26 protein-coding genes are annotated in these 25084 nt (G+C 36.9%); 13 read left to right on the forward strand and 13 right to left on the reverse strand.

Translation table 11 applies throughout. The annotated features are described in order from the left end of the window. Positions 1–56: 56 nt before the first annotated feature. From ACQKMI_RS00875 to ACQKMI_RS00900, 6 genes are all read right to left on the reverse strand, one after another. Positions 57–929 (reverse strand): hypothetical protein, encoded by an 873-nt coding sequence (locus tag ACQKMI_RS00875; RefSeq protein ID WP_427486756.1) that lies wholly within the window; start codon positions 927–929, stop codon positions 57–59. A 498-nt stretch (positions 930–1427) separates the two neighbouring features. Then, positions 1428–2087, reverse strand: a complete 660-nt coding sequence (gene phoU, locus ACQKMI_RS00880) for a phosphate signaling complex protein PhoU (protein WP_427486757.1) — start codon at positions 2085–2087, stop codon at positions 1428–1430. A gap of 13 nt (positions 2088–2100) precedes the next feature. Further along, complete coding sequence (gene pstB / locus ACQKMI_RS00885; RefSeq protein WP_427486758.1) at positions 2101–2934, reverse strand: phosphate ABC transporter ATP-binding protein PstB; 834 nt, start codon at positions 2932–2934, stop codon at positions 2101–2103. A 12-nt stretch (positions 2935–2946) separates the two neighbouring features. Then, positions 2947–3825 (reverse strand): phosphate ABC transporter permease PstA, encoded by an 879-nt coding sequence (gene pstA, locus ACQKMI_RS00890; RefSeq protein ID WP_427486759.1) that lies wholly within the window; start codon positions 3823–3825, stop codon positions 2947–2949. Between the two features lies 1 nt (position 3826). Continuing rightward, on the reverse strand, positions 3827–4774 hold the full coding sequence (pstC, locus tag ACQKMI_RS00895; RefSeq protein WP_427486760.1) for a phosphate ABC transporter permease subunit PstC: 948 nt from the start codon (positions 4772–4774) through the stop codon (positions 3827–3829). A 64-nt stretch (positions 4775–4838) separates the two neighbouring features. Next, a complete protein-coding gene (locus tag ACQKMI_RS00900; RefSeq protein ID WP_427486761.1) occupies positions 4839–5813 on the reverse strand; it encodes a PstS family phosphate ABC transporter substrate-binding protein in 975 nt (324 codons plus the stop codon). 383 nt (positions 5814–6196) lie between these two features. Here ACQKMI_RS00900 and ACQKMI_RS00905 point away from each other — a divergent pair, with 383 nt between their 5' ends. Continuing rightward, complete coding sequence (locus tag ACQKMI_RS00905) at positions 6197–6394, forward strand: hypothetical protein (RefSeq protein WP_427415825.1); 198 nt, start codon at positions 6197–6199, stop codon at positions 6392–6394. Positions 6395–6547: 153 nt separating this feature from the next. Here the strand turns inward: ACQKMI_RS00905 and ACQKMI_RS00910 are convergent, their stop codons facing one another. The 6 genes from ACQKMI_RS00910 to ACQKMI_RS00935 all read right to left on the reverse strand — a co-directional run bounded on the left by ACQKMI_RS00910 (position 6548) and on the right by ACQKMI_RS00935 (position 15938). Beyond that, a complete protein-coding gene (locus tag ACQKMI_RS00910) occupies positions 6548–8752 on the reverse strand; it encodes a peptidoglycan D,D-transpeptidase FtsI family protein (protein ID WP_427486763.1) in 2205 nt (734 codons plus the stop codon). 1005 nt (positions 8753–9757) lie between these two features. Then, complete coding sequence (locus ACQKMI_RS00915; RefSeq protein ID WP_427486764.1) at positions 9758–10945, reverse strand: endonuclease NucS domain-containing protein; 1188 nt, start codon at positions 10943–10945, stop codon at positions 9758–9760. A gap of 12 nt (positions 10946–10957) precedes the next feature. Beyond that, positions 10958–11821: a hypothetical protein gene (locus ACQKMI_RS00920; protein WP_427486766.1), complete on the reverse strand. Its 864-nt coding sequence runs from the start codon at positions 11819–11821 to the stop codon at positions 10958–10960. A gap of 1029 nt (positions 11822–12850) precedes the next feature. After that, positions 12851–13456, reverse strand: coding sequence for a superoxide dismutase (locus ACQKMI_RS00925; protein ID WP_427415827.1), 606 nt, complete (start codon positions 13454–13456; stop codon positions 12851–12853). A 168-nt stretch (positions 13457–13624) separates the two neighbouring features. Next, positions 13625–14104, reverse strand: a complete 480-nt coding sequence (locus ACQKMI_RS00930) for a DUF456 domain-containing protein (RefSeq protein WP_427486768.1) — start codon at positions 14102–14104, stop codon at positions 13625–13627. 202 nt (positions 14105–14306) lie between these two features. Continuing rightward, positions 14307–15938, reverse strand: coding sequence for a Na/Pi cotransporter family protein (locus tag ACQKMI_RS00935; RefSeq protein WP_427486770.1), 1632 nt, complete (start codon positions 15936–15938; stop codon positions 14307–14309). A gap of 568 nt (positions 15939–16506) precedes the next feature. Between ACQKMI_RS00935 and ACQKMI_RS00940 the strand changes: the two genes are divergently transcribed. The 4 genes from ACQKMI_RS00940 (at position 16507) to ACQKMI_RS00955 (ending at position 19218) form a co-directional block, all read left to right on the forward strand. Further along, positions 16507–17025 carry a DUF1189 family protein gene (locus ACQKMI_RS00940; protein ID WP_427486772.1) on the forward strand — a complete coding sequence of 173 codons (519 nt, stop codon included), beginning with the start codon at positions 16507–16509 and terminating at the stop codon, positions 17023–17025. Positions 17026–17077: 52 nt separating this feature from the next. Then, a complete protein-coding gene (locus ACQKMI_RS00945) occupies positions 17078–17422 on the forward strand; it encodes a hypothetical protein (protein ID WP_427486773.1) in 345 nt (114 codons plus the stop codon). 95 nt (positions 17423–17517) lie between these two features. After that, on the forward strand, positions 17518–18633 hold the full coding sequence (ispG, locus tag ACQKMI_RS00950) for a flavodoxin-dependent (E)-4-hydroxy-3-methylbut-2-enyl-diphosphate synthase (RefSeq protein ID WP_427486775.1): 1116 nt from the start codon (positions 17518–17520) through the stop codon (positions 18631–18633). Positions 18634–18645: 12 nt separating this feature from the next. After that, on the forward strand, positions 18646–19218 hold the full coding sequence (locus ACQKMI_RS00955) for a 5' nucleotidase, NT5C type (RefSeq protein WP_323651530.1): 573 nt from the start codon (positions 18646–18648) through the stop codon (positions 19216–19218). Between the two features lie 43 nt (positions 19219–19261). On the opposite strand, the gene ACQKMI_RS00960 is transcribed toward ACQKMI_RS00955, so the two are convergent. Next, the gene (locus tag ACQKMI_RS00960) at positions 19262–19393 is read right to left on the reverse strand and encodes a hypothetical protein (protein ID WP_323651540.1); all 132 of its coding nucleotides are present in this window, start codon (positions 19391–19393) and stop codon (positions 19262–19264) included. 195 nt (positions 19394–19588) lie between these two features. Between ACQKMI_RS00960 and ACQKMI_RS00965 the strand changes: the two genes are divergently transcribed. The 8 genes from ACQKMI_RS00965 (at position 19589) to ACQKMI_RS01000 (ending at position 25034) form a co-directional block, all read left to right on the forward strand. Next, the gene (locus ACQKMI_RS00965; protein ID WP_427487322.1) at positions 19589–20074 is read left to right on the forward strand and encodes a hypothetical protein; all 486 of its coding nucleotides are present in this window, start codon (positions 19589–19591) and stop codon (positions 20072–20074) included. A gap of 101 nt (positions 20075–20175) precedes the next feature. Then, positions 20176–20586, forward strand: coding sequence for a hypothetical protein (locus ACQKMI_RS00970; RefSeq protein ID WP_427486776.1), 411 nt, complete (start codon positions 20176–20178; stop codon positions 20584–20586). A gap of 44 nt (positions 20587–20630) precedes the next feature. Then, entirely contained in the window at positions 20631–20972 is a 342-nt protein-coding gene (locus ACQKMI_RS00975; protein WP_427487324.1) for a MerR family transcriptional regulator, read from the forward strand. A gap of 32 nt (positions 20973–21004) precedes the next feature. After that, positions 21005–22333 carry a hemolysin family protein gene (locus ACQKMI_RS00980; protein ID WP_427486777.1) on the forward strand — a complete coding sequence of 443 codons (1329 nt, stop codon included), beginning with the start codon at positions 21005–21007 and terminating at the stop codon, positions 22331–22333. A 153-nt stretch (positions 22334–22486) separates the two neighbouring features. Further along, positions 22487–22891 carry a hypothetical protein gene (locus tag ACQKMI_RS00985; RefSeq protein ID WP_427486778.1) on the forward strand — a complete coding sequence of 135 codons (405 nt, stop codon included), beginning with the start codon at positions 22487–22489 and terminating at the stop codon, positions 22889–22891. A gap of 155 nt (positions 22892–23046) precedes the next feature. After that, complete coding sequence (locus tag ACQKMI_RS00990) at positions 23047–23496, forward strand: helix-turn-helix transcriptional regulator (protein ID WP_427486779.1); 450 nt, start codon at positions 23047–23049, stop codon at positions 23494–23496. 138 nt (positions 23497–23634) lie between these two features. Next, positions 23635–23763 (forward strand): hypothetical protein, encoded by a 129-nt coding sequence (locus ACQKMI_RS00995; RefSeq protein WP_427486780.1) that lies wholly within the window; start codon positions 23635–23637, stop codon positions 23761–23763. 563 nt (positions 23764–24326) lie between these two features. Beyond that, positions 24327–25034, forward strand: coding sequence for a metallophosphoesterase (locus ACQKMI_RS01000; protein WP_427486781.1), 708 nt, complete (start codon positions 24327–24329; stop codon positions 25032–25034). Positions 25035–25084: the final 50 nt, after the last annotated feature.

Here is a 25084-nt window from a genome sequence, read left to right on the forward strand (position 1 = left end):
ACTACTATGTATATTCACAAAAAAGGAGCCAATCAACAATAAGATCAGCTTCCTTTTTATTGAATAGCGTCATCCGCAAAAAAAGCCTTATTAGCGAACCAAAATTGCTGCTCATTAAAATTATGTTCATGCATAGCGATAACCGAAAATTCAGCATGATACTTACGCTTCATTTCCTCAAGTACTGCCTTCGCTTGCTTTCCAACGAGATGCTGTCCATCAATCGGAGCACCTTCTGTAAAAATGATAATATCCGCTTCTGTACAATGCTGATTTTCTTGGAGCAAGCCTTTTACAAAATGAAGTACAGGCAGAATTGCAGCTTCTCCCTTTGCCTTATATTCAATAAAACCCTTAAAATCAGATAAATTTAAATGACCATTTTCGAATCGATAATGCACATGAATTTGACAGTCATATGGAACGATATATAAATCTCGACGTTCACGGTGCGCGTTCATAAATAACGGTAAAATTATGCTTTTACAAAGTTCAGAATATGCAGCCATACCAGTTGTTTGTTCAAGACAGATAATAATTGGACCTGTTTCTTTTTTATATTCATCAAACGGAACATATAGGATATTTCCTTTTTTTATTGTTTGACGACTTAGCTTTTGACGCCTAGCTATCTGCCACTTTCGCTCATTATACAAGCGCTGTTCTTTTCCATTGGTCAATCTTTCGGCTTGCTCGATAGCTGGTATAAGTTCGCGAATTTCACGCATGATGTCTGCCAATTCAAGTGCAAATGCTGCCATATTTCGTAATGTTTCACTCTTGTAAAAATAGTCAATAAAAAAATGTTGTTCCTTGTCACTTAATTCCTCAAGATGTAAGTTTTCATATAGAAAACGTAAAAAGTCTCGTTGTTCTGGCGTGAATTCCAGATCAAATTTCTCTATGAGTGATTCTACAGCGTCTTTCACGAAGCAGCACCCCCTCAGCGCATTTTTTCGGATAATGTCTATAGTATAACCAAAATAATTTTTTGACAATACAATAACACTTGCAGTATTTTGACGCTATTTTTATTAATAATGTTGCTGTTATTTAGCATTAACAAAATATGGCTCTTTGGCAGAACGTGTGGTTGATTTCCATTCCGGCTGGGCGCTTTCCTGGGGGCGTCCAGCCGGAACGGAAATCGACTATCTCACTTAGTATGTATCTTCTTCCATGACACTAATTTATAGTGATAAAACAAAACTTCAGCAATGTTTTTATGTGCGAAAATGAAGCGTCAAAAGCATTGATTACTTGTGCAAAAACGGAGTGTTAACAAAGTGGCTCGACACTTGCCCACAGGAAAGTTAGTAGTATGGAATCACCCTTATTTATATCGACCACCATATTCACAAAAATCCCTTTAACTGTTTGTATTCCACCACCATGAAAAAAAGAGCCTATACTTGGCTCTTCCATTACTAATTATTTAATTCATAATGTTTACCTTTAACTAAGTAGAATAAATGTTCAGCAATATTTGTTGCATGGTCAGCAGAGCGCTCTAAATAGCGGCAAACAAATGTTAAGTGTGTGATTTGAGAAATATGTGCTGGATTTTCAGCTCCGGCGCGTAGCAATAGCGTTACTGTCGCTCCATATAAATCATCGACGTAATCATCTAGCTCAGCAATTTCCTTGGCATGAGTAGTATCTTCCTCTGTAAAAGCTTTAATAATACTTTCTAGCATTTCTACAGTCTTATTACACATCGTTTGCAAATTTGTTGTAGGAAAGACTAGTGGCTCTTTGCCAATACGAATCGTTTCTTTCGCAATATTAACCGCATAGTCCCCTACTCTTTCCATATCAGATGCCGCTTTGACAAGCACCATGAGACGGCGTAAATCTGTAGCTACAGGCTGCTGCTTCGCAATCATTAAAATAACATGATCATTGATTTCTTCTTCAAGACGATTGATGATTAAATCGTCCTCAAGAATTTTTAATGATGTCTCTAAATCCTGATTTAACAATGCTTCAAATGCTAATTTAAGTGCGTTAACACTTTTATTAGCAATTTCAATAAATTGTTCTTGGACTTCTTTTAATTCCTGTTCAAAACGTTCACGTACTACCATTTACTGCTCCTCCTTAGCCGAATCGACCTGAAATATAATCTTCAGTACGTTGATCCGCTGGTGTTTGGAAGATAACGTCTGTTTTATCGTATTCAACAACCTCTCCACTTAGGAAAAATGCTGTACGATCGGAAATACGCGCCGCTTGTTGCATATTATGTGTCACAATAATAATGGAATAATCTTTTTTCAGCTCTTGTACAAGCTCCTCGACTTTTAATGTAGAAATCGGATCAAGTGCGGATGTTGGCTCATCCATTAAAATAACATCTGGTTCAATTGCTAAACAACGGGCAATACAAATTCGTTGTTGCTGACCACCTGATAGGCCATATGCATTTTGATTTAAGCGGTCCTTTACTTCATCCCAAATGGCCGCACCTCGTAAAGACTTTTCGACAATCTCATCAAGAATCTTCTTATTTTTAATGCCATGAATACGCGGACCATATGCAATATTATCGTAGATAGACTTCGGGAATGGGTTTGGCTTCTGGAATACCATACCTACTCGAGTGCGTAATTCCTCGACAGTATAGTTTTTATCTAAAATATTGCGCTCACGATAGACTATTTCTCCTGATGTTCGAACACTCGGTACAAGCTCTACCATTCGATTTAGAGTTTTTAAATAAGTGGATTTCCCACAACCAGAAGGACCAATTATAGCTGTGACTTCATTTTCATAGATGCTTAAATTAATATCTTTTAAACCGTGATGATCGCCGTACCATAAATTTAAATTACGTGTATCATATACTACTTTTTTGGCAACGTCAGCAGAAGACTTTGTAGCCGTATGAATCGGTTTGACAATAGATTTTTCCTCTTTAATACCTAGTACCATAAGGTCACCCCATTAATATCGTTTTTGGAATTTATTTCGAATAAAGATGGCTATAGAGTTCATCAGTAAAAGCACTGTCATAAGTACTAAAATACCGGCTGCCGCTACATATTGAAATGCCTCTTGCGGACGTTTTGCCCAATCGTATATTTGCATTGGTAGAGCTGTAAATTGACTTAATAATCCGTTAGGTAAAAACTGTAAAATAACTGGAATACCTATAACAACTAGTGGTGCTGTTTCACCAATCGCACGAGACATCGCTAATATGCTTCCTGTTAAAATCCCAGGAATGGCTGCTGGTAGAACAACATGCAATATCGTTTGCCATTTTGTCGCACCCATACCATAAGAAGCTTCCCGTTGTTCATTCGGTACTGCACGAATAGCCTCCTGCGCCGCTACAATGATCACTGGTAAAATTAATAAACTCATTGTTAATCCTGCTGCTAGAACACTTTTTCCTAGTCCCATCATTCGAACAAAAATTGTTAACCCAAGTAAACCAAAAACAATGGAAGGAACACCTGCTAAGTTCGAGATATTCATACGAATAAAATCATTTAATCTATTTTTCTTTGCATACTCCTCTAAATAAATTGCAGTCCCTACACCTAATAAAATCGATACTGGAGCAACAACTGCCATCAGCCAAAGTGAGCCTATTAAAGCTGCCTTAATACCCGCTTTATCTGCAAAACGTGAAGCAAAATTTGTTAAAAAATCAATTGTTAAATAATCGGCACCTTGTGTTACTATACGGTAAAGCAATATAGCGAGTGACACTAATGCAAAGGTTGTTGCTATGAAGAAAAATGACTTCCAAACTTTATTGAATGTAATACGCTTTGTCATTCGTTTCATGACGACCGTGTCATTCATATAGCGCATGCTAGTAAACCTCCCTGAAGCGTTTCGAAATATAGTGGGCTAGTAAATTCATCACTAAAGTAAAGATAAATAATGTGAATCCTACTGAATAAATCGAATAGTAAATTGTCGTACCATAACCAGCGTCGCCTGTTGCAACTTGTACAATATACGCAGTCATCGTTTGAATCGAGTCTGTCACATCTAAATCGAATTTAGGCGTAGATCCGCCTGCAAGCGATACGATCATAGTTTCACCTATTGCCCGGGAAATGGCGAGAACAACTGAAGCGACAATACCAGATAAGGCAGCTGGTAATACTACTTTTATAGCTACTTCAAACTTTGTTGCTCCAAGAGCTAAAGCTCCTTCCCGCATACTATTTGGGACCGATGACATCGCATCCTCAGAAAGTGACGTAATCATTGGTAAAATCATAACCCCAATAACAATCCCTGGACTAAGTGCATTAAAAAGTTTTAACCCTGGAACAATTTGCTGTAACATCGGCGTTACAAATGTTAATGCAAAGAAGCCATAAACGATTGTTGGTACACCCGCTAATACTTCTAAAATAGGCTTAACTGTACGTCTTATTTTTTCACTTGCATATTCACTTAAATAAATGGCTGAAGCTATGCCAAACGGAACTGCTACGACAACTGCAATTAGCGTAACTTTCAATGTGCCAGCTATTAAAGGTAAAATCCCAAATAACGGTTCCTTCCCTGAAAACGGTAGCCACTGTGTACCAAATAGGAAATCCGTAATCGAAACACGTTTAAAGAATTCAAACGTTTCAAAAATAAGGGTGAAAACAATGCCAAATGTCGTCAATATTGAGATAAGAGCTGCAGAAAATAATAGTGCTGGCATTGCTTTTTCCACTATTTTCTTCGTTTTTTGATTGCGCGAATTTGCAATTAATTGCTGCACAGATGATGTCTTGTTTTCTTTTTGAGAAACCATTGGATGCTCCTTTCAAATAAGAGAGGGAAAGAGCATACATCTCTTTCCCTCTATGCATGTCTACTTATTTTAAGCCTTCTAATGTTTTTAAAGCTTCGCTATATTTATCTTCAGGTAGACTGACATAACCTACTGCTTCTGCCATATCTCCTGCGTTTTCAAGTGTAAATTTGATGAAATCATATGCTGCTTCGTTATCTTTCATTGCACTATTTTTCACATATGTGAATAATGGACGTGAAAGTGGCGAATATTCACCAGCTTCGATTGTTTCATTAGTTGGCTCAACGCCATTTACTTTTACAATGCTTAATTTATCTTTATTTTCTAAGTAATAAGCGTAGCCGAAGAAGCCGATTGCGTTTTTGTCACCTGCTACACCTTGAACTAGCATATTATCATCCTCTGATAATGTTGCTGAGCTTGCTAGATCAGCGCCGTCTAAGATAACTTCATCAAAGTAATCATACGTACCTGAGTCAGTACCTGGAGAGTAGTAGACAATTTTTTCGTCTGGCCACGATGGATCGATATCAGACCATTTTTTCTCTTTACCATCCTCAACCCAAATTTTCTTTAATTGTTCTACTGTTAAATCCTTTGCCCAATCATTTTCAGGATTCACGACTACTGATAAACCATCATATGCTATAGGAAGCTCTGTAAAAGCAATTCCAGCTTGATCTAATTTTTCTTTCTCTTCATCTTTTATATTACGAGATGCATTAGAAAAGTCTGTCTCACCTGCGATGAATTTTTCAAAGCCACCACCAGTACCTGAAACACCTACCGATACTTTGACATTCGGTTGAGTCCCTGCATACTCTTCAACTACTGCTTCAATAATTGGTGCGACTGTTGATGAACCATCTCCAGCTACAGCTCCTTGCAGTTTTTTGTCAGCAGCATCTTGTCCTGAGCTAGATGGTTCATTTGTTTCTGCATTGTTACCTTTTTGTGCAGAGTCGCTACCACATGCTCCAAGCATTAATGCTGACCCCATTACCGCTGTCATCGTTAAGTACTTCCACTTTTTCATCTCATTTGCCTCCGTCACTAACATTTTATAGTTGTTTGTCTTACAATCTTTACTATAATGACTAATTGTTGAAGTCGTATAAACGGTTCGTAAAAGAGACGTAAAGGAATGTAATGCTTTGTAAACGATTGTAAAGATGGATTTACAATTGACGTATTAATACTGTCGCTAAAGATAAATTGCCACAGGACTGACGTACTAGACAGAATCCCTCTATTTCAGTAGGTGTTTTAGGAAACCCACTGAAAAGGACCACATCTGTATGGAATCACTACCTTCAGAGGTAGGAACCTTCTTATGAGTGAGGATACACTTGCTTCCTAATGGAAAGATGCTATAATTAGCAATTGTGCCAGGAAATAATATAAGAGGAGTTTGACTTTGTGATTAAACATGCAAAAGTACAAAATGCCAATTACTTTAAAACATATTTAACACTTATTATGGATCATCGGGAATATACTCTACAGGAAGCCGTTGATTATATGGTAGAGTCTTATTTTTGTAATAATATAGAGCTTTATGGGATAAAACCGAAACAACAATTTGAAATAGCTATTCAACAATTATCTGTACAATAAGTCTTCTATTGGAGAATAAATAAACCACGGTATGAAAATTATGATTTTTTCATACCGTGGTTTTTTCGCGCCGTAGTTTTTTCGCGGGTATTCAATAATACTCTGAAACTGTAAAAAAACCGCTAGGCATTAAAATGCACTAGCGGTTTTCTATTATTTTTGCTCATCTTCACCAATTTTGTCTTGTGTAATAGCTGGTAAAATTGGTTGTTTTACATTACTATCTGTCACTTTTTCGGCATTATATTTTGCTTTTAACTCAAAATATTTGTCTACAGCTTCGCGAGCAATAACGTTATTATTTGACAAATGCTGATTTAAATTTGTTGTTGCCCATGGAATCACAACTGCATAGGCAATTTCAGGATTATCATACGGTGCAAAGCCAACATGAGTTAAGTTAATCGTATTTGTACCATTAAATTGTTTTAAAGGCCCGTAGTAAACTACCTCGGCAGTCCCTGTTTTCCCTGCCGCTGTATACGGTGTATTTCCAAATTGTCTTTTTGCTGTACCTTGCGAACCTGTATAAACTCGTTGTAACCCTTTTTTTACATAATCAATTTCTTCTACAGGATTATCAATACGATTTAAAATTGTTGGTCCTATTTCAGTCACTAATTGACCTAATTGTTGTCCATCAGTTGATGGATCATGTACCTCTTTCACAACATGTGGCTGAATACGATAGCCGCCATTTGCGATTGTCGAGATATACTGTGTCAATTGTAAAGGCGTATACGTATCATATTGTCCAATTGCTAAGTCGAGTGTTTTACCACCCATCGTTGGACCAGATGGACCCTCGACACCACTAAATTCATTTGGCAAGTCAATTCCTGTTTTTACACCTAAGCCAAATTGCGCAAAATTACTACGCATTTTAGAGAATGTATCTTCCTTTAAGCGAAGTGGCATCCCATAGCTATACGGTGTGCTATTAATAAGCATAGCAATTTTAAACATATAAACATTTGACGAACGTTCTAAAGCCGTTAAGTCATTCAGCGTAATGTAACCACTTCGATTAAAAATTGAAGACTTTGTAGGTGTCCCAGCTAATACAATAGGTTCATCTCCCATTGAAGTACCCATTGAAATAACTCCTTGATTATAACCAGTAAGAACAGTAGCAGCCTTAACTGAAGAGCCAGATTCATAAGCTGTTGTAAAGGTACCATACGAATAATCGACGACTTCATCTTTCCCTGTTTCAGGATTTTTCTCAATCTTCATACCAACATTTGCTAAAATATCGCCTGTATTTGGGTCCATCATGACTAAAAAGGCACGATCAAGTAAATGTGAACCCCCTTGTGATTTTAATTGAAGCAATTCGCGCTTGACAATTTTTTCTGTTTCTAATTGTAACTCACTATCAAGTGTAAGTTTTAAATCTTTACCAGGCTCACCTTCATAGGTCGTAACGGTATCGACTACCTGCCCTTTTTTATTCGTAATATTTTTAACAACTGTTTTTTGTCCTTGCAGTAAATCTTCATATTGCGCTTCAATATAACTTTCACCAACACGGTCATTTCGTGAATAATCACGAGCTAAATAATAATTCAGCTTTTCTTTCGGAATCCCTTTTGCTGGTACGGTTGTGCGTCCTAAAATAGCAAGTGATGATAATTTCAAACGCTTCCAGTCCGTTGTTGTGTTAACGCCTGGTAGTTCAGTTAAACGCTCAGAGACAAGTGCAAATTCATTAGCTGATACATTTTCACTCTTAATAATTTGTGGTGATAAATTGTAGCCTGATACCATCTCTCGGTAGATTGCTAATATTTCCATGTCCTTGTCTTTCAATTGCAATAATTCTTCGTTTGTAATTCGTTCACGAACAAGTTTATCTATCTGTCCATTGATTTGACTTGTCGTCATATTTTCTTGGGTACTAATTTTCTTTTTTTCTGCCTCTGTTACTTTTGCATAGGCAGCGTCTTGATTTTTAATAATCCAAAAATCCTGCTTATCACGTAAAGTGACACGGTTTGTTGGCTGTTCAATCAATTGTGCCAGCTTTTCCGCTATTTCCAGCATTTCTTCTCTTGTCGTCGTTGGCATTTTCGTATACGTAATAGCATTTTCTGGTTGGTTATCCACTAAAATACGTCCGTATCGATCATACATACGTCCCCTTGGCACACTTGTATTGACAGGTACCTCTTCTTTACGCTCTAAATCGCGTACATAATCTTCCCCTTTTACAATCTGCATATAGCCAAGCCTAAAAATTAGCATCGAAAATACGATAAATATAGCAAAGAAAAGGACATTCATACGAAATGTTAAATTAGAGTGATGTTTTGCTTTAACATTCGTCGCGCGGTTTTTTCCCGGTACTTTGCGCATATGTATTCCCCTCCTCATCTAATTACAATTTAAATACACGATACTTAGTATACCATTCGAAGGTACGTCAGGAAAGCATGTACTTGTGAATTTATGTTTGAAAACATCATTTATTTGACGGCACTTTAAGATGAAAAGTTTCTGTTTTTAACGATTACTTGAAAATTATTTTTATATCCGCGGGAGGCTTTATGGCAACAAATATTTTTTGTGTGAAAGCGTAGTGCAACGTAGCGGCAGCAACAAATGTTTTTTTGCGAAAACGAAGCATTAGCAGTAAGAAGTTAATATTGGAGGGTGAGGCGCACTATAAAACTTCTCCAAACAGTCCGGCGAGCGCCTCTTTCTATTCACCGACTGACTGTAATTTTTTGCAGGTGTGTTGGAACATTCACCTCTACCTTGTATTGCTTCGAAGAGTTAAGACCTAAAAAAGTCAGCAAAAAAGGCTATGCTTCGGTGATTAATCACCTTTGACATAGCCTTCAAATCCACCGGAGGCTTCCCCCCACTTTCTACGTTTCACATCCAAAGTACTTTTGCTAAGCCTAAGCCTTATCACCATTTACTTACTATGGATATTATATATTTTTAATATGACGATTAAGAAAAACACTTGAAAAAGTAAATGTGATCTGATTTTGTGTTAACTATTCTATTAAGATATTTTTCAACTCTGTTTTACTAATGTTTATTATTTCATTTAAATTATTAAATGAAATACCATTAAAATCCGATGATTTAGAATAAGACACGAAAATTTCAAGTGAAATATTTCCCAAAAACACTTCTCTTTCCAGTTACCTCACTCCATTAGACTTTTAAATACAGATTCCTAACCTATTCTAATTACTCCGCTTAAAATTTACTTACCAAACAATTAATTATTAGATAAGGATGAAAAAATTATTCTTTACTCGTTGATAGATTGGAATAATAAATTGTTTGGTGCCTTGAAGAAACTTTAGAAAATTGTTTCTGACCTTTCAATACTTTATCCCCCCTCTATTTTTCAAATAGACTTGAAAGAAAGTCAAAAGATATACCTTTATCCTCTTTTTTATAATGTGCTTTTACAATGGTAGTTGCAAATAATGATTCAATAAGATTTCCAACTTGCAAATCCGAGTCCTCTTTTCCAAGTTCAATATCACCAATCCAAAGCAATTTTGATCTATTATCCTCCGAATCACGAATGAAGTAACCAAAATATTCAAGTGAATAAAATATTTTCTCCCAATTTATTTTTGGAATACCGACAGCATTAAACTTTAATTCATAAAATGGATAAAGAGCTTTAACCTCTGTTCTTAAATGCTTGTGAAATCCGTATTGAGTGGATGCCTTCTGCTTTCCTTTCCCAATATCTAAGACTATGAATCTTGATTTGCCATCTTTAAATGTTGGTTTATTTCCTCTATAACCAATTGTACCCAAGTATAACTCACAAGGAATAGGTTGTTGATCATCTTTTATATATAATAAATAATCCAATATATACCCTTGCCAAGCACCGTCTTTAGTTTTAACACACCACCTAGCTTCAGAATCTGGTCTCCGAATAACCCTAACATTTCCATCAAACATCGTTCTATCAAATTGTAACTTTAATATCATATCCTTAAACTGATCCGCAACTAGTTGATTGGCTTCGTTATCATTGCTTAGTTCAGGACTTGCATCAATCGGCTTGAAAAATTGGTAAGATGTATACGGAACTCCAAATGGGGAGGTTTCATTTAGATAATCTTGAAAGTCCATTGCTTTAACTTCTTTTGCTTTTTTATGTAACTTTTCATAAAAGAAAACTTGATTCTGTAAGTCACTATTATTCTTTTGCAAATATAAATATATATCTTCGACCACTATTTCTTTCCATTCAATATTCTTTTGGATACAGAGTAATTGTATTGAGGGTGATATTACTTGTCCAATCAACATTCCCCTTAATTCACCAACAAACGATTTTTTCAACTTATGAATATAATCTTCTATTTGATCCACATGCTCTTCCAAAACAATATTTTTCTTCAATTCGACTAATAAAAGTCTGCCCATATTGTCTTTAAAAGTTATATCAGTTCTACGATTCTCTAATTGTTCTTGTCTCCCTAAAAGAGTAAGACCGTTTTCTATCAATTCTGGATGAAGCACTAAAATATCTTCAATCTCCTTTTCAGATAAAATCTGCAATTCATTCCCTCCTTAAAAAGTTATAGGTTTTAAATCATCAAAACTTTCATTTCCAAAATCGCTCCAATTTGAAACAACTTTATCATTCGCCAGATCGGAATGAAACCAGAATAAATCATTGCATCTTCCTGGCGTGAACAAACTCTGCATTCCTGTAAAATTATCACGAACAATAAATTTGGATTCTGTTCCATATTCGCCATTCCATTTAAGTAATGTATATCTTTTTTGGTCTTCAAGATTAGCGACAAACTTCTTTGTATAAATTGCAACCAGATCTTCAACCATCAAAGGTCTTTGGGTTGGAATCAAAGGACATGGGTGATAATAATCATTTTTCTTTGCATGCCTTTTTCCGAATGTAGGAATCTTTGATTCTAATATCAACTCACTCCATTTATCCTTAATATATTGAAGGTTTTTCCATCGTTTTTCCTGTTTGACTCCCCATCCCAGCAGAATCCATGGATGTGATACTAAATCATTTGTAGTCACTAACGACTCGCTAATGTCGTACTCACCAGATGAAAAAAGCTCTTCAAATTGGTCAATTGCATTTACAGACTTAGTATTTTGAAGATTGAATAAATTATAGATATGTAATCTTCCTGAAATTAGCTGATTCTTTTCATGAATTTTTTCAATGAAAGAGATTAATTGCTCCATCGTCGGATCTTCTGTTTTTATCCAACCACTGGCTGAACCTAACGTATCAAGTGAATAAATTAACTCATTATCAAGTGTTGCTGAACCTGGATTAAGTAGGAGGCAAGCACCGATAGATTTCTCTGAGTCTCCCCACTGAATGTAAGCTGATGTTCGATAAATGTTGCTCCCTCTTTTTATGAAAGTCCCATAAGCCTTTGGTTTACTCATTTTTCAACAGTCACTCCTCAACATATTCATAGTAAATTACTTAAATATCTAATTAGATTTAATCATCATAATCATACTGACAAGACATTTCCATTCAAATTTCCCCATAGAGCTTCTAATATCTTTTAAGGTTTCTGATTCTCCTCTATAGGAAACCTTAAAGGATTCTTTATAATCCTTTCTAAAAAATGAGCCATCAAAGCTGTACTCTGGAAAACCAAATTGTCCCAATCAGTAATTTCAATAGTAAACTTTTTCCCTATTTCGTCTTCAATTAATTTTGTCCACGTACAAACATACCAATCATTGTGGCTTTTCGATTCCTTCACCTCTCTGATATTTTATTTCTTTTTAGTGAACTCTCAGTTACTCTCATAACATCCTCCTGACTCCTTTCTCTGAATGTTTTTCCCATGATATTATAAGGATCAATTTTATTCTTTAGCTTTGAAACAAGTAATGACATAATCCCTCTGCTAATTACCATCATACTATGAATATGATCATGTCTATTAGTTCTCCAATTTAAGTAAATTTTACCATATTATAAAACTCCAATCATTTAGTTTCAATATATTTACCATTCTCAATCATCCATTTTGATGATTTAAAGGATAAGGACACCTAAAACCTACTACATTAACCTCTACTATGTATTTCTGTTTTTAAGTTCTTCCCATTTTGCCCCTTTCAGGCTCTTTTTCAGGCTTTTAATCGAACTTAAAATGTAATGAAGTTGGAATAATGGGGATAAGGTTTAAGGGGAAAGAGATAGTTCTCAGGCGTTTTCCCAGGCTCTTCTTCCCGCTTTTTTCTCAGGCTTGAAAGGCGGACAAGCTATCGTGTTATCAGCTTCTTTAGGCATATAAAAAGAACCAGAGTGGCGTACTAACGGTACGCTTCTCTGATTCCATTTCGAGCTATTTTATTCTTCTGCTCCTTCTTTTCTTCCTACTCTAAGTACCAACTTAATATCAGCAAGTACGAACTATGTTACATAAGGAAGAACTTAAAAACTGGAAGACATCATTATTTTGCAGCTTGGAATTTAGCTTCCACTACATCCCAGTTTACTACGTTCCAGAATGCGCCGATGTAATCTGGACGACGGTTTTGGTAGTTTAAGTAGTAAGCATGCTCCCAAACGTCTAAACCTAGGACTGGCTTTTTACCTTCCATAACTGGAGAGTCTTGGTTTGGAGTAGATGTAACAGCAACTGAGTCACCATCAACGATTAACCAAGCCCAACCTGAACCGAAGCGAGTTGTAGCAGCTTTAGCAAATTCTTCTTTGAATGCATCGAAAGAACCGAATTTAGCATCGATTGCTTTTGCTACTTCGCCAACTGGAGTGTTTGAACCGCCTGGAGCGATTACTTCCCAGAATAATGTATGGTTAGCATGTCCGCCACCGTTGTTACGAACAGCAGTTTGTTTGTCAGCTGGAAGAGCATCAATGTTTGCGATAAGATCATTAATATCTTTTTCAGCAAATTCAGTGCCTTCTACTGCTGCGTTTAAGTTTGTTACATAAGTATTGTGGTGTTTTGAATGGTGAATTTCCATTGTTTTTGCATCGATATGTGGTTCTAATGCGTCATAAGCGTAAGTTAATTGTGGTAATACATAAGCCATTGTTAAGTTCCTCCTAAAGTAAAGAAATAATTAGTACATTCTTAGATTATCAAAATTGGTCAAACCATTCAACGAAAAATACTTCAAATGAAAGATTTCAGCCTTTTGACTGAACAGCCAATACGATTACTATCCTAACCTGTTTCTTTAATTGTTAAACGTGAAAAATCATATTGCTATAAAGAACACAACAATCATCACGATTTGAATCACTGCTTTCGCAAGTGTTGATGTTAAGAAACCAACAAGAGAGCCAACACCGCTTTTCACAGCCTCTCCAAATGTACGACGCTCTACAATTAGCTCTGCAATTACCGCTCCTAAAAATGGACCTGCTATTATTCCTACAACCGGAATGACGAACGGGCCAATTAATAATCCAATGGTACTGCCCCACATGCCTGCATTGGAACCACCGAATTTTTTTATACCAAAGGCATTTGCTACAGAATCAGCAACAAATAATATGACAACAAATATTATTTCACTCGCCCAGAACAACCAGCTTAACTCTGCAAATGAAAAAAATAATCCATATACTAAAAAACCACCAAGTAAAAAAAGCACACCTGGAATGATCGGGTATACCAATCCAACAAATGAAATGATAAAGCAGGCAATCACTAAGATCCAGCCAACAACTTCCATAAAAATCCTCTCCTTTTGTCGTGCATCAGGTTAGTTAATTAGAAGTTCTAATTTCCTTTATTGACGAGAGTTGAGCTGTTTCAACCTAGCTAAAAGGTATAGATAGCTCATTCTCAACAAAGAAATCCCAATAACCCTATTTAACCTGTCTGATCGCGCAGTGCCTTTCATACGGATTTACAAAGCTGAAGGTTTCATTTCCTTAATTTCTAATTCCTAAAATAGAGTCAGCTATATTTACAGCATGATCTCCTATACGCTCTAAATTGCTAACGATATCCGTGTAGACAATTCCCGCCGCTCCATTACATTCATTTGTATTTAAGCGCGCAATATGCTTTTGTCTAAGCTTATCTTCCATATCATCTATCAAGCTTTCGAGTTCAGTTACTTCCTGCGCCAAGCTCAAACTAGCTGTATCAAGAGCCGCAATGCTCTTTCGTACAGCTTCAATCGCTAAGCTAAACATGCCTATTAAATCTTGTCGTGCTGACTTACTTAAACTTACTTCATGATGATCTTTATATTGTAAAAGCTCTAAAATATTTTCAAAATGATCACCAATACGCTCTATGTCTCGTACATTTGTTAGAAGTGTATGGTGTCTTACTGAGTCTGCGCGAGAAAGCGGCTGCTTAGACACCATTACTAAATAATTCGTGATTTCCTTGTCTAAATGATTGAGCGCAGCTTCTAATTGTAAAACTGTAGGAATATGGGCAGCCTCACCTGTTTTCATATATAAAAATGTTTCTTCTAAACCATGAAGCGCATGTTCTCCCATTCGTAGCACTTCCTCCTTTGCTTGCCCAAGTGCAATCGCTGGAGAGGAATCTATGAATGATGGATCTAAATGTTTCGTTGTCACATCAATATTTCCATCACGCCCAGGCACTAGCTTCGTAACAAGTGCTGCCAATCCTCCGATAAATGGCAGCTGAATCATCATATTAATGATGTTAAATGAGCCATGCGCTATCGCTATTTGCATTTTCGGTTCTAAATGGAATAGCCCGCTAATCCATAGAACATACTGCATAAATGGTGTAAAGAACACCATAAAAATAATCGTACCTATAATATTAAATAACACATGTGCCGCTGCCGCACGTTTAGCATATATAGAAGCTCCGAGCGAGGCCAATACTGCTGTAAGAGTCGTTCCTATATTTTCACCAAATAAAATAGGTAGAGCACTATCTAAGCCAATTAAATGCTCGGCGTATAAGCCTTGGAGTACACCAACAGTCGCTGTTGAGCTTTGAACAAGCAATGTAAAAACTGCCCCTAGAAAAATTCCTACAACGGGCAGATTGCTCAGATGAAGCGTTAATGATTCAAAATCAGCTAATTGATGTAGTGACTGCATGCTTGCACTCATTAACTCTAATCCTAAAAATAATCCCCCGAAGCCGAATACTATTTGTCCGATATACTGATAGGTCGCTTTCTTAAAGAAAAATAACAACCCTGCACCAATCGCTAGTAACGGATAAAAATAAATGCCGATATTTATACCAATAATAAATGCGGTTATTGTCGTTCCAATATTCGCTCCCATGATGACACCGATTGCTTGTCGTAATGTTAAAAACCCTGCACTCACTAGCCCAACCGTAATCACTGTCGTTGCAGAGCTCGACTGGATACAAATCGTTACAACTATACCCACTAACACGCCCATTAAAGGATTTGTTGTAAAACGATTCAACCATTCGCGCAGTCGATCATCTGCCGATTTTTGGAGCCCATCCCCCATAAATTTAATGGAAAATAAAAAGACTCCTAAACCGCCTAAAAATTGAAACAGTATGCTTTGCCAATCTATTGTCAATTGTATTCGCTCCAATTCCTACGTCTCTACTACTCTATTCCTAATCTTTAAATGATAATAATGAAAAAGTAAAGATAACCTTTAACTTCTTTACACAATATTAACATTTCATTGGATCATCACCAAAACGTGTGGTTGATTTCCGTTCCGACTGGGCGCTTTGTAGCTGCCGCTTTGCTTTCGCTACAGAAAAACATTTGTTGCTGACGCTTCGCTTTCGCACAGATAAAACATTTGTTGCTGACGCTTCGCTTTCGCACAGATAAAACATTTGCCGCTGACGCTTCGCTTTCGCGCAGAGCAGAGCTTCCTGGGGGCGTCGGGGCTGGTCACGAAGGCGTTATCACAGGATGTGATGCTTTTAGCCTTCGTTCCTCTATCGCTGATCCCCAATGAGTCGCCCAGTCGTAACGAAGATCAACTTATTCACATAATATACGTTTTAACAAAAGTCATCCACAACATTTGGCGATGAACCATTTCATTATCGTATTCTCAGTTATTATTTCTTATTTCATATCTTGTCAAAGTTGAACATGGTAAAATAACGATTGGAGGAGATATGTTTATGAAACACTCACAACTATTTATCGATAGCTTAATTCATCCAAAAAAACTTGCTGCCTATCGTTTGTTACCTATCGGGAAAGTCATTCAATATACCTTTCTGCTAATTACTGTTGTTACAGTTTTCTCTTTTGGTCGTTTTACGGCTGGCATGTCTGTTGATACATTTGATATGAATAGTTTAAATGGAATAACTGAATACATAGAAGGCGTTAAATGGCTTTTGTATCCCGTGACATTCATTATGCTTTTTGTTTTTACAACGATGCTTATTTTTGCACAAATTGCTCTCTACGCCCTTGCTGGTCTGCTTATTTTAAACGTCATGAAGCGTCGCGGAGAATACCGTCACATTTGGCGTACTACAACATTTGCCATGACTTGGGCAATTCTAATAAGTATGCTATCAGATTATCTACCGATTAGCAGTACAGTTATCTCTGTTTTTTCTGCACTTTTAACAGTGACTCTACTAATCGTAGCCATCACAAAATATCCAATTCAACCAATTACAAAATAATGTGCATGATTCCCCTCTCTTCTAAATATAGTGTAGAAAAGGAGGGGATTTTTTGCGTGCTTTAGTGTTAACAGCTATCATTATTATTTTTGCTTTTGTTATAAAAGTAGATTTAACAGAAGGATCATTACATCTTGCTGCCTTTTATCCGAAAAATACAGAAAACACCCTATGTGAGAAGGAGCGAGAGCCAAATTATATCACTGTTCAGACTATTCAAGGCGATACCATTCACAGTTTATTTGCACTTCATCCCGCAAAAGTACCCATGACCTTTCCTGAACGTTTACAGCTTTTTTATGAATTGAATCCGCACTTACAATTACAGGCTCTAGTTCCTAGTGAAAATATTAAGCTTCCGCTGTCATTTGACTTTGAAAACAAATGCGGAAAATGAAAAGTTAGCGTTTCTTCCTTGTCCTTATTTTCTTACACTGCTAAAATAAATGTCAGTGACGGTCGAAAGTATGACCCGAAAAGGAGAGAAAGTTAATGAGTGAGATTTGTCACCGTACAAATACACGTCCTGTGCGTGTCGGTAACTTAACAATAGGTGGTAGTAATGAATTATTCATTCAAAGTATGTGTACAACAAAAACACATGATGTTGAAGCAACAGTAGCGGAAATTCTTCGTCTTGAGGAAGCAGGCTGTCAAATTGTTCGTGTCGCAGTACCAGATGAGCGTGCAGCTGATGCGATTGCAGAAATTAAAAAACGTATCCATATTCCATTAGTAGCTGATATTCACTTTGACTATAAATTAGCATTAAAAGCAATTGAAAATGGTATCGATAAAGTTCGTATTAACCCAGGTAATATTGGGCGTAAGGAAAAGGTAGAGGCTGTTGTTAATGCAGCAAAGGCAAAAGGTATTCCAATCCGCATTGGGGTAAACGCTGGTTCATTAGAGCGTCATATTTTAGAAAAATACGGTTACCCTACTGCAGACGGTATGGTAGAATCTGCCCTTCACCATATTAAAATTTTGGAAGACTTGGACTTCCACGATATTATCGTATCTATGAAGGCATCAGACGTAAATCTAGCGATTGAAGCCTACGAGAAAGCGTCTAAAGCCTTTGATTATCCTTTACACTTAGGAATTACTGAATCAGGTACATTATTTGCTGGTACAGTAAAATCAGCAGCTGGCCTTGGTGCAATTCTATCAAAGGGTATTGGTAATACATTACGTATTTCACTATCTGCAGACCCTGTTGAAGAAATAAAAGTAGCACGTGAGCTATTAAAATCATTTGGTCTTGCTTCTAATATGGCAACCCTTATTTCTTGTCCAACATGTGGTCGTATCGAAATTGATTTAATTTCAATTGCCAATGAAGTAGAAGACTATATTTCTAAACTTAGTGTACCGTTAAAAGTAGCGGTGCTTGGTTGTGCGGTAAACGGTCCTGGTGAAGCACGCGAAGCCGACATCGGTATTGCTGGTGCTCGTGGTGAAGGTTTACTATTTATGAAGGGTAAAACAGTTCGTAAAGTGCCTGAAGAAACAATGGTAGAAGAGTTGAAAAAAGAAATCGATAAATTAGCCGCTGAAATGGCAGAAAAACGCGCGGCTGAAGAAGCAGCTAAAGCGAACGCCTAAGGAGGTGCTAGCATGAAAAAGCCACGCTTTGGGATTGATATCGATGGAACAGTGACATGTCCTAGTACACTCATCCCACATATCAATAAACAATACAATGTAAATATTACGCTTGACGATGTGTGCGAGTATGATTTTTTATCAGCATTTCCCCACCCTGTTGATCGCGTAGCATTTAATACATGGTTTAAAGAAAATGAGCCGTATATGTACGAAGTATCTGAAGCAGCTAAAGATGCAAAAGATATTTTAAATACGTGGATAGAAAACTACGAACTTTATTACATCTCTGCTCGTGGTGAGAATGTATCAGATGTGACTGTAAATTGGTTTAAATCACAGTCTATTCCATACGATCATATCGAACTCATCGGTAGTCACGATAAAATTTCCGCAGCAAAAAAGTATGGTGTTCAGGCATTTTTTGAGGATAAGCATGATAATGCGGTCATGCTTGCGGAAGAATTAAAAATACCGGTCGTATTATTTGACACTCCATATAACCGTCTTGCTGTTCCGGACAATGTCGTACGAGTTTATAATTGGCAAGAAGCCAACCAATTTATCACTAACTATTTTAAGTAAACAGAAGAGTCGTGTTCCATGCATGAACACGACTCTTCTTCTTTTATATTTCAAGTATCCCCCGTAACCAACGCTCTACAAAATTTTCAAAGGTAATGCCATAATTTTCATAAACAGCATGGTACACGAAATAAGTTCCTAATCGCTCAAGTAATTCATCATTAATCTTCATCACAAACCGCTCCCCTTCTTTGATTTATTAACCGAATTTTCAGATATTTAAACTTCCAATTTCTCGCACATTCTAGTGGCGGTTGCATCGTTGCAAAACCGTCACAATCTGCCGCTTTCATGCCCTTTTTTCATAGTTTTCTTTTCGTTAATATAGTAGTATCAACTTGCAATACTGGAGGGACTACATGTGAGATGGATGACAAAGGTAACTTGTATAACATGTCTTTGCGCGCTGCTAGCTGGCTGTGGTGATCGATTATCTGCAATGAAAGAAGCGGTTTCAGGCATAAATTCAGCGGCAGAAACTGCAGCCAGTGCAGTTGGTCGTGATGTACATGCTATACGAGCAAGTGCCATTGACTATAAAGATACATCCTTTACGGTTAATGACCTATTTAAAACTATTTTACGTGACGTGCGCTGGGATTATGACGCTGAAAAAAGTGAGCTTCATGTGAGAGGCACATGGCAAGCACCACTATTTTCTGAGCAACCGTGGGATGATACGATGAAAAAACAACTAGCAGAAACAGGTGTAGTAAAGGTTACGTGCACTATTAAGAACGATAAAATTGATAGCGCTCTCACAAATGTAACACTTATTTTCAATGACAAAATAATTTTAGAAACGACTGGTGAAGATGCACTTCATCACCTATATGATACATATTTACAGAAATAAACTTCGTAGCTTTTCTATTATTAAAATTTATATAGTATGCCTCTTCTGCAAAACGAGGGGTTGATTTCCGTTCCGACTAGGTGCTTTCCTGGGGGCGTCCGATGAGCCGCTTCGCGGCGGAAGCGGAGGAAGCGGCTCGGCGCTCGCCCACAGGAAGCCTTGCTCTGTGCGAAAGCGAAGCGTCAGCAATTGTTTTATCTGTGCGAAAGCGAAGCGACAGCAACAGCAAAGCGAGTAGCCTGGAACGGAAATCAACCCTCGCACTGCCGAAGAGCCGTATTTTGTTTAACATGACAACTTCATTAAGTTTTTCAAAAATATATAGCTTTTCTAACATTCAGTTGTTAGAAAAGCTATTTTTATGTTCATTCAGCATATTAGCCCCTCCATTAAAAGGAATCTTACAATTTAGAAATGTTAGGCTCTTCTATTTGAAAACAACTAAACCATCAAGTTATAATAAAGTATCACGTGATGGTTTGGAGGTGTTTGCATTGGGACAGAGAAATTAAAAATTGGCGAGTTTGCAGAAAAAACAGGCATTACAAAAAGAACAATCGATTATTATACAAACATTGGCTTATTGGAGGCAGAACGTTCTGCATCCAATTATCGCTACTATGCCCCTGCAATGATTGAACGACTTCAATATATTGAACAACGCAAACAGCAAGGTCTTTCACTCATAGAAATACAACATGAACTAAACATCACTCCGTACGAAGAGATCGATGTACAAATGCTACGTGTAAAAATGCAGGACTTAGAGCAGGATGTTGCTACTCTGCTTGAACAAATAAACAAACAAGACAATAAAGATATCGAAAAGATTAAAAAAAATGTTTCACCCGAAAGCGTTGCACTCATGCAATCTTTGCTTTTACTTATTCATAATTAGGAGGTGACGTTCTGTTCATTCAGAACGACTATTTGGAGACCATACTCAACTTATCGATTTTTATCATTTTATTAGCTTTAACTGGCTTTTTCGTGGCAACAGAATTTGCCATTGTAAAAGTTCGTTCCTCAAGACTTGACCAATTGATTGTAGAGGGCAATAAAAGAGCCGTTTCTGCAAAGCATGTTGTTAATCATCTAGACGAATACCTATCTGCCTGTCAGCTTGGTATTACTGTTACAGCACTTGGTATCGGGATGGTTGGTGAAAAAACTTTTGAATTTATGCTTCACCCACTGTTTGATTTCATCAGCATTCCAGATAAATATATGACGTTTTTCACAATTGGTGGCGCTTTTGCCATTGCAACATTTTTACACGTTGTTGTAGGTGAGTTAGCTCCCAAAACTGCTGCGATTCAAAAGGCTGAAACAATTACACTTCGTTTTGCCAAACCTATTATGTTGTTCTATAAAGCAATGTATCCATTTATCTGGTTCTTGAACGGCTCTGCTCGAGTATTAGTTGGTATATTCGGTATGAAACCCGCTTCTGAGCATGAGTTATCACATACAGAGGAAGAATTACGATTACTGCTATCAGAAAGCTTTAAAAGTGGTGAAATCAATAAAACTGAGCTAAAGTTTGTGAATAATGTCTTTGAATTTGATGAACGTATTGCTCGAGAAATTATGGTTCCTCGAACAGAAATTGTTGGTATTGAAATAAATGAATCTTTTACAAAAATGATTCATTTTATCGCTGCTGAAAAATATACTCGTTATCCTGTTTATAATGGTGATCGTGATAATATTTTAGGCTTCATCAACGCCAAGGAATTGTTTACACACGGTTTGCTTGAGCAACTCACAGACGATTCTTTAGTCCTTGAAGATTTTATTAATCCTGTCATTCGAGTAATTGAAACGATTCCAATTCAAGAATTACTTGTGCGTATGCAAAAAGAGCGCATTCATATGGCCATTTTAATGGATGAATATGGTGGGACATCAGGGCTAGTAACAGTCGAGGATATTTTAGAAGAAATCGTAGGTGAGATTCGCGATGAATTTGACGATGATGAAATTGCAGAAATCCGAAAAGTAAGTGACGATCATTATATTTTAAATGCAAAAATACTCATTGAAGATGTTGAAAATCTATTAAATATAACACTTGATGTAGAGGAAGTCGAAACACTAGGCGGTTGGTTCCTATCAGTGAATAATGGCATTAAAGCAACAAAAAACATTGAGCTAGCGCCATATGTATTTAGCATCCATGAGCAGCACGGCCATCAGATTCATTACATCGAGGTTCGCCCTCTTCGCCAAACTATACCTGCTGTAGCAGAAGCATAATACAACCAGTACAATTTTCGTACTTTTAGCTTAATAATTATCATTCAAATAACATTTTCTAGTTTTTCAAATACTTTCGCCTTATTCCATTAATAGGTATATCAATATATAATGAAATTATGTATATGATTCTATTTTCAGGGGGCATCTCAAATGAAATTGTTTAAGCTATATCATTCGGACGGTATTCATATCATTACCGACGTCAAAAAACACAAAACAAACATTGAATTAAAAACAATTACAGGTGAAGTATTATATATTATCGTAGTAACAGATGAAAACTACACAGTGTATGATGATCGCTTTGCAGGTGCTTCAAAGCAATTAAATTCTGTGGAGGCATTTGATATTGACGGAAACTTCCGTAGCCTAGATTTTGATAATATGCGTGCACTCTTCAAAGAGGCATTTACGAAGCTATTACAAGAGATTGCAGAATGTGTCAATGATAATGATGAGTTAGTAGATATTGATACACTCCGTCATAAAGTAAGTGCTCAAATTAAAGGTATCCATTTCCGCGTTATTTCTGACACGAAAAAATACGAGATTTAAATATTTTACAGACTGTCCAATTAGATTACGGGACAGTCTGTTTTTTTATATTTCTATTATTATTTATTACTTAACTCACCAGCAAACAAAAAACATCTCTTACTACTTTCATGTATAATAGTATTTAACTATCTGAAAGAAAGGGTGTTTTGGATTTGAATCGTGAACAATTAATCACACTTATTTCAGAAAAACTGAAATTAATCCGTACCGAAAAAGATTTAACACAGGATCAGATGAGTGATTTACTTGGACTTTCCAAAAAAACGCTTGTTCAAATTGAAAAAGGCCGTATTCAAACTGGCTGGACTACAGCGATTGCGGTTTGTGCATTATGCCGAGATAGCACGATCTTACAGCATGAGCTTGGCGGAGATCCACTTGAAGTTGTCGATTTAATCGCTAATAACGGAACCTTACAACCTAAGGAAAAAACGATGGGGGGATACATATGGTGGAAAAATCTTAGCGAGTACAATGGTTATTGTCTACAACAAAACGTCATTAGTCAGCATTTTCGAATTTTAAATACAGACAACTATCGACTACTATCAACATTCGACGAGTCGATAGCCAAACAAGCATGGGAAAATCTTCAAGAATAAATCAATTATGCTTCGGCATAATTGCGTCCGGAATCGGCTTTGTGCTTAGGCCAGCAGATGTTTTTTGTGCGAAAGCGCAGTGCTAACGTAGCGTCAGCAAAAGGTTTTGTCTGTGCGAAAGCGTAGCGGCAGCAACAGATGTTTTTTGCGCGAAAGCGTAGTGCTAACGTAGCGTCAGCAAAAGGTTTTATTTGTGCGAAAGCGAAGCGTCAGCAACAGCATGATGTTGGTCACTCAGTCGTTGCCACAGGAACGTGGCGTTCTTAGACTGAGTTCCTCTATTTCAGCAAATGTTTTATGTAGCGAAAGCAAAGCGTCAGCTACAAAAAACACTTGCTGAAATAAGTTAAATATTGTACTCGCGCATACATTCCAAATACACCTACGTTATGCGCGAGGAGTATAAAGGTTGCAGAACGAGTGTTTATGCTGCTGTACTTGCGCTACTAACCTTCTCGATTCGCTCTTTTTCTTCATTTGTATATTCCCCTTGCATTTGTTATATCACTTTCTTTAATGACTTCCCACTCACCTCTTCTAGCGCTGTTGATACAAAATAAATGCACGTGAAAATGACAGCCCTATATTTTTTCATATACGTATTGAACTGACTATAGCTAACACTCTCCCCTCGCTATTCCTACACTATAGACGAATGAATAAGATAATGGAATCACTTCGTCATATGATAAAAGGAAACTAGAAAACGATCATGCAAAGTGATATCTTTACAATCAATCTTTTGGTTAAAAGTTACATTAGTCGAAATTTGTAAAACTATTCTCTATACTTTAAAATAGCTTCTCTAATACTGGAAAGGATGCTTTTTAATGGAACGAATACTAGCAATTAGTGATATACATGGGGAATTAGAACTTTTGGAAGAATTATTAATGAAAGCTAATTATGATACAATGGAAGATCGGTTATTTTTACTTGGTGACTATATTGACCGAGGACCTGCCTCTTGTGGTGTTTTAAACTTAGTGGCGGAATTACAGGCAAAAGGTGCACGTGTTCTTTTAGGAAATCATGAAGCCATTATGCTAAAAGCCTGTCGCTCTGGCCATCCTAAGCCGTGGAATCATTGGGTGGGACTTTGCGGTGGCGATGCAACACTCGCAAGCTACGGTTATCAATTAGACGATTTTAAGGAAGCCCTTGAAAACGATACATTACCTAGCTTTATTCAAACCTTACCAAAGCTCGAAGAACATTTACAACTTATTGAAACCTTTGATATTTACATCGAATTAGAGGACACCATTTTTGTACATGGCGGTGTAGTACCTGGAGTAGCTATGGCAGAGACAGATCCTATGGAGTTTTTATGGATACGTGAAGAATTTCATAGAGGTTATCAAGGCGAAAAAACGGTGATTTTTGGTCATACACCTACCTATAGACTTCACCAAAATCCAACAGATTATAGTGTCTATTTTGGTGAAAATAATATAATTGGTATTGATGGCGGAGCTGTTTTTGGGGGGCAATTACATGCATTAGAATGGCCAAGTCGTCAAATAATTTCGGTGTAAAAGGAAAAGCCAACAAGATAGAAAAATCTGTTGGCTTTTCGTGCTAAAGT

This window comes from Lysinibacillus sp. NPDC097214 (assembly GCF_050277945.1).
GTDB lineage: Bacteria > Bacillota > Bacilli > Bacillales_A > Planococcaceae > Lysinibacillus > Lysinibacillus xylanilyticus_B.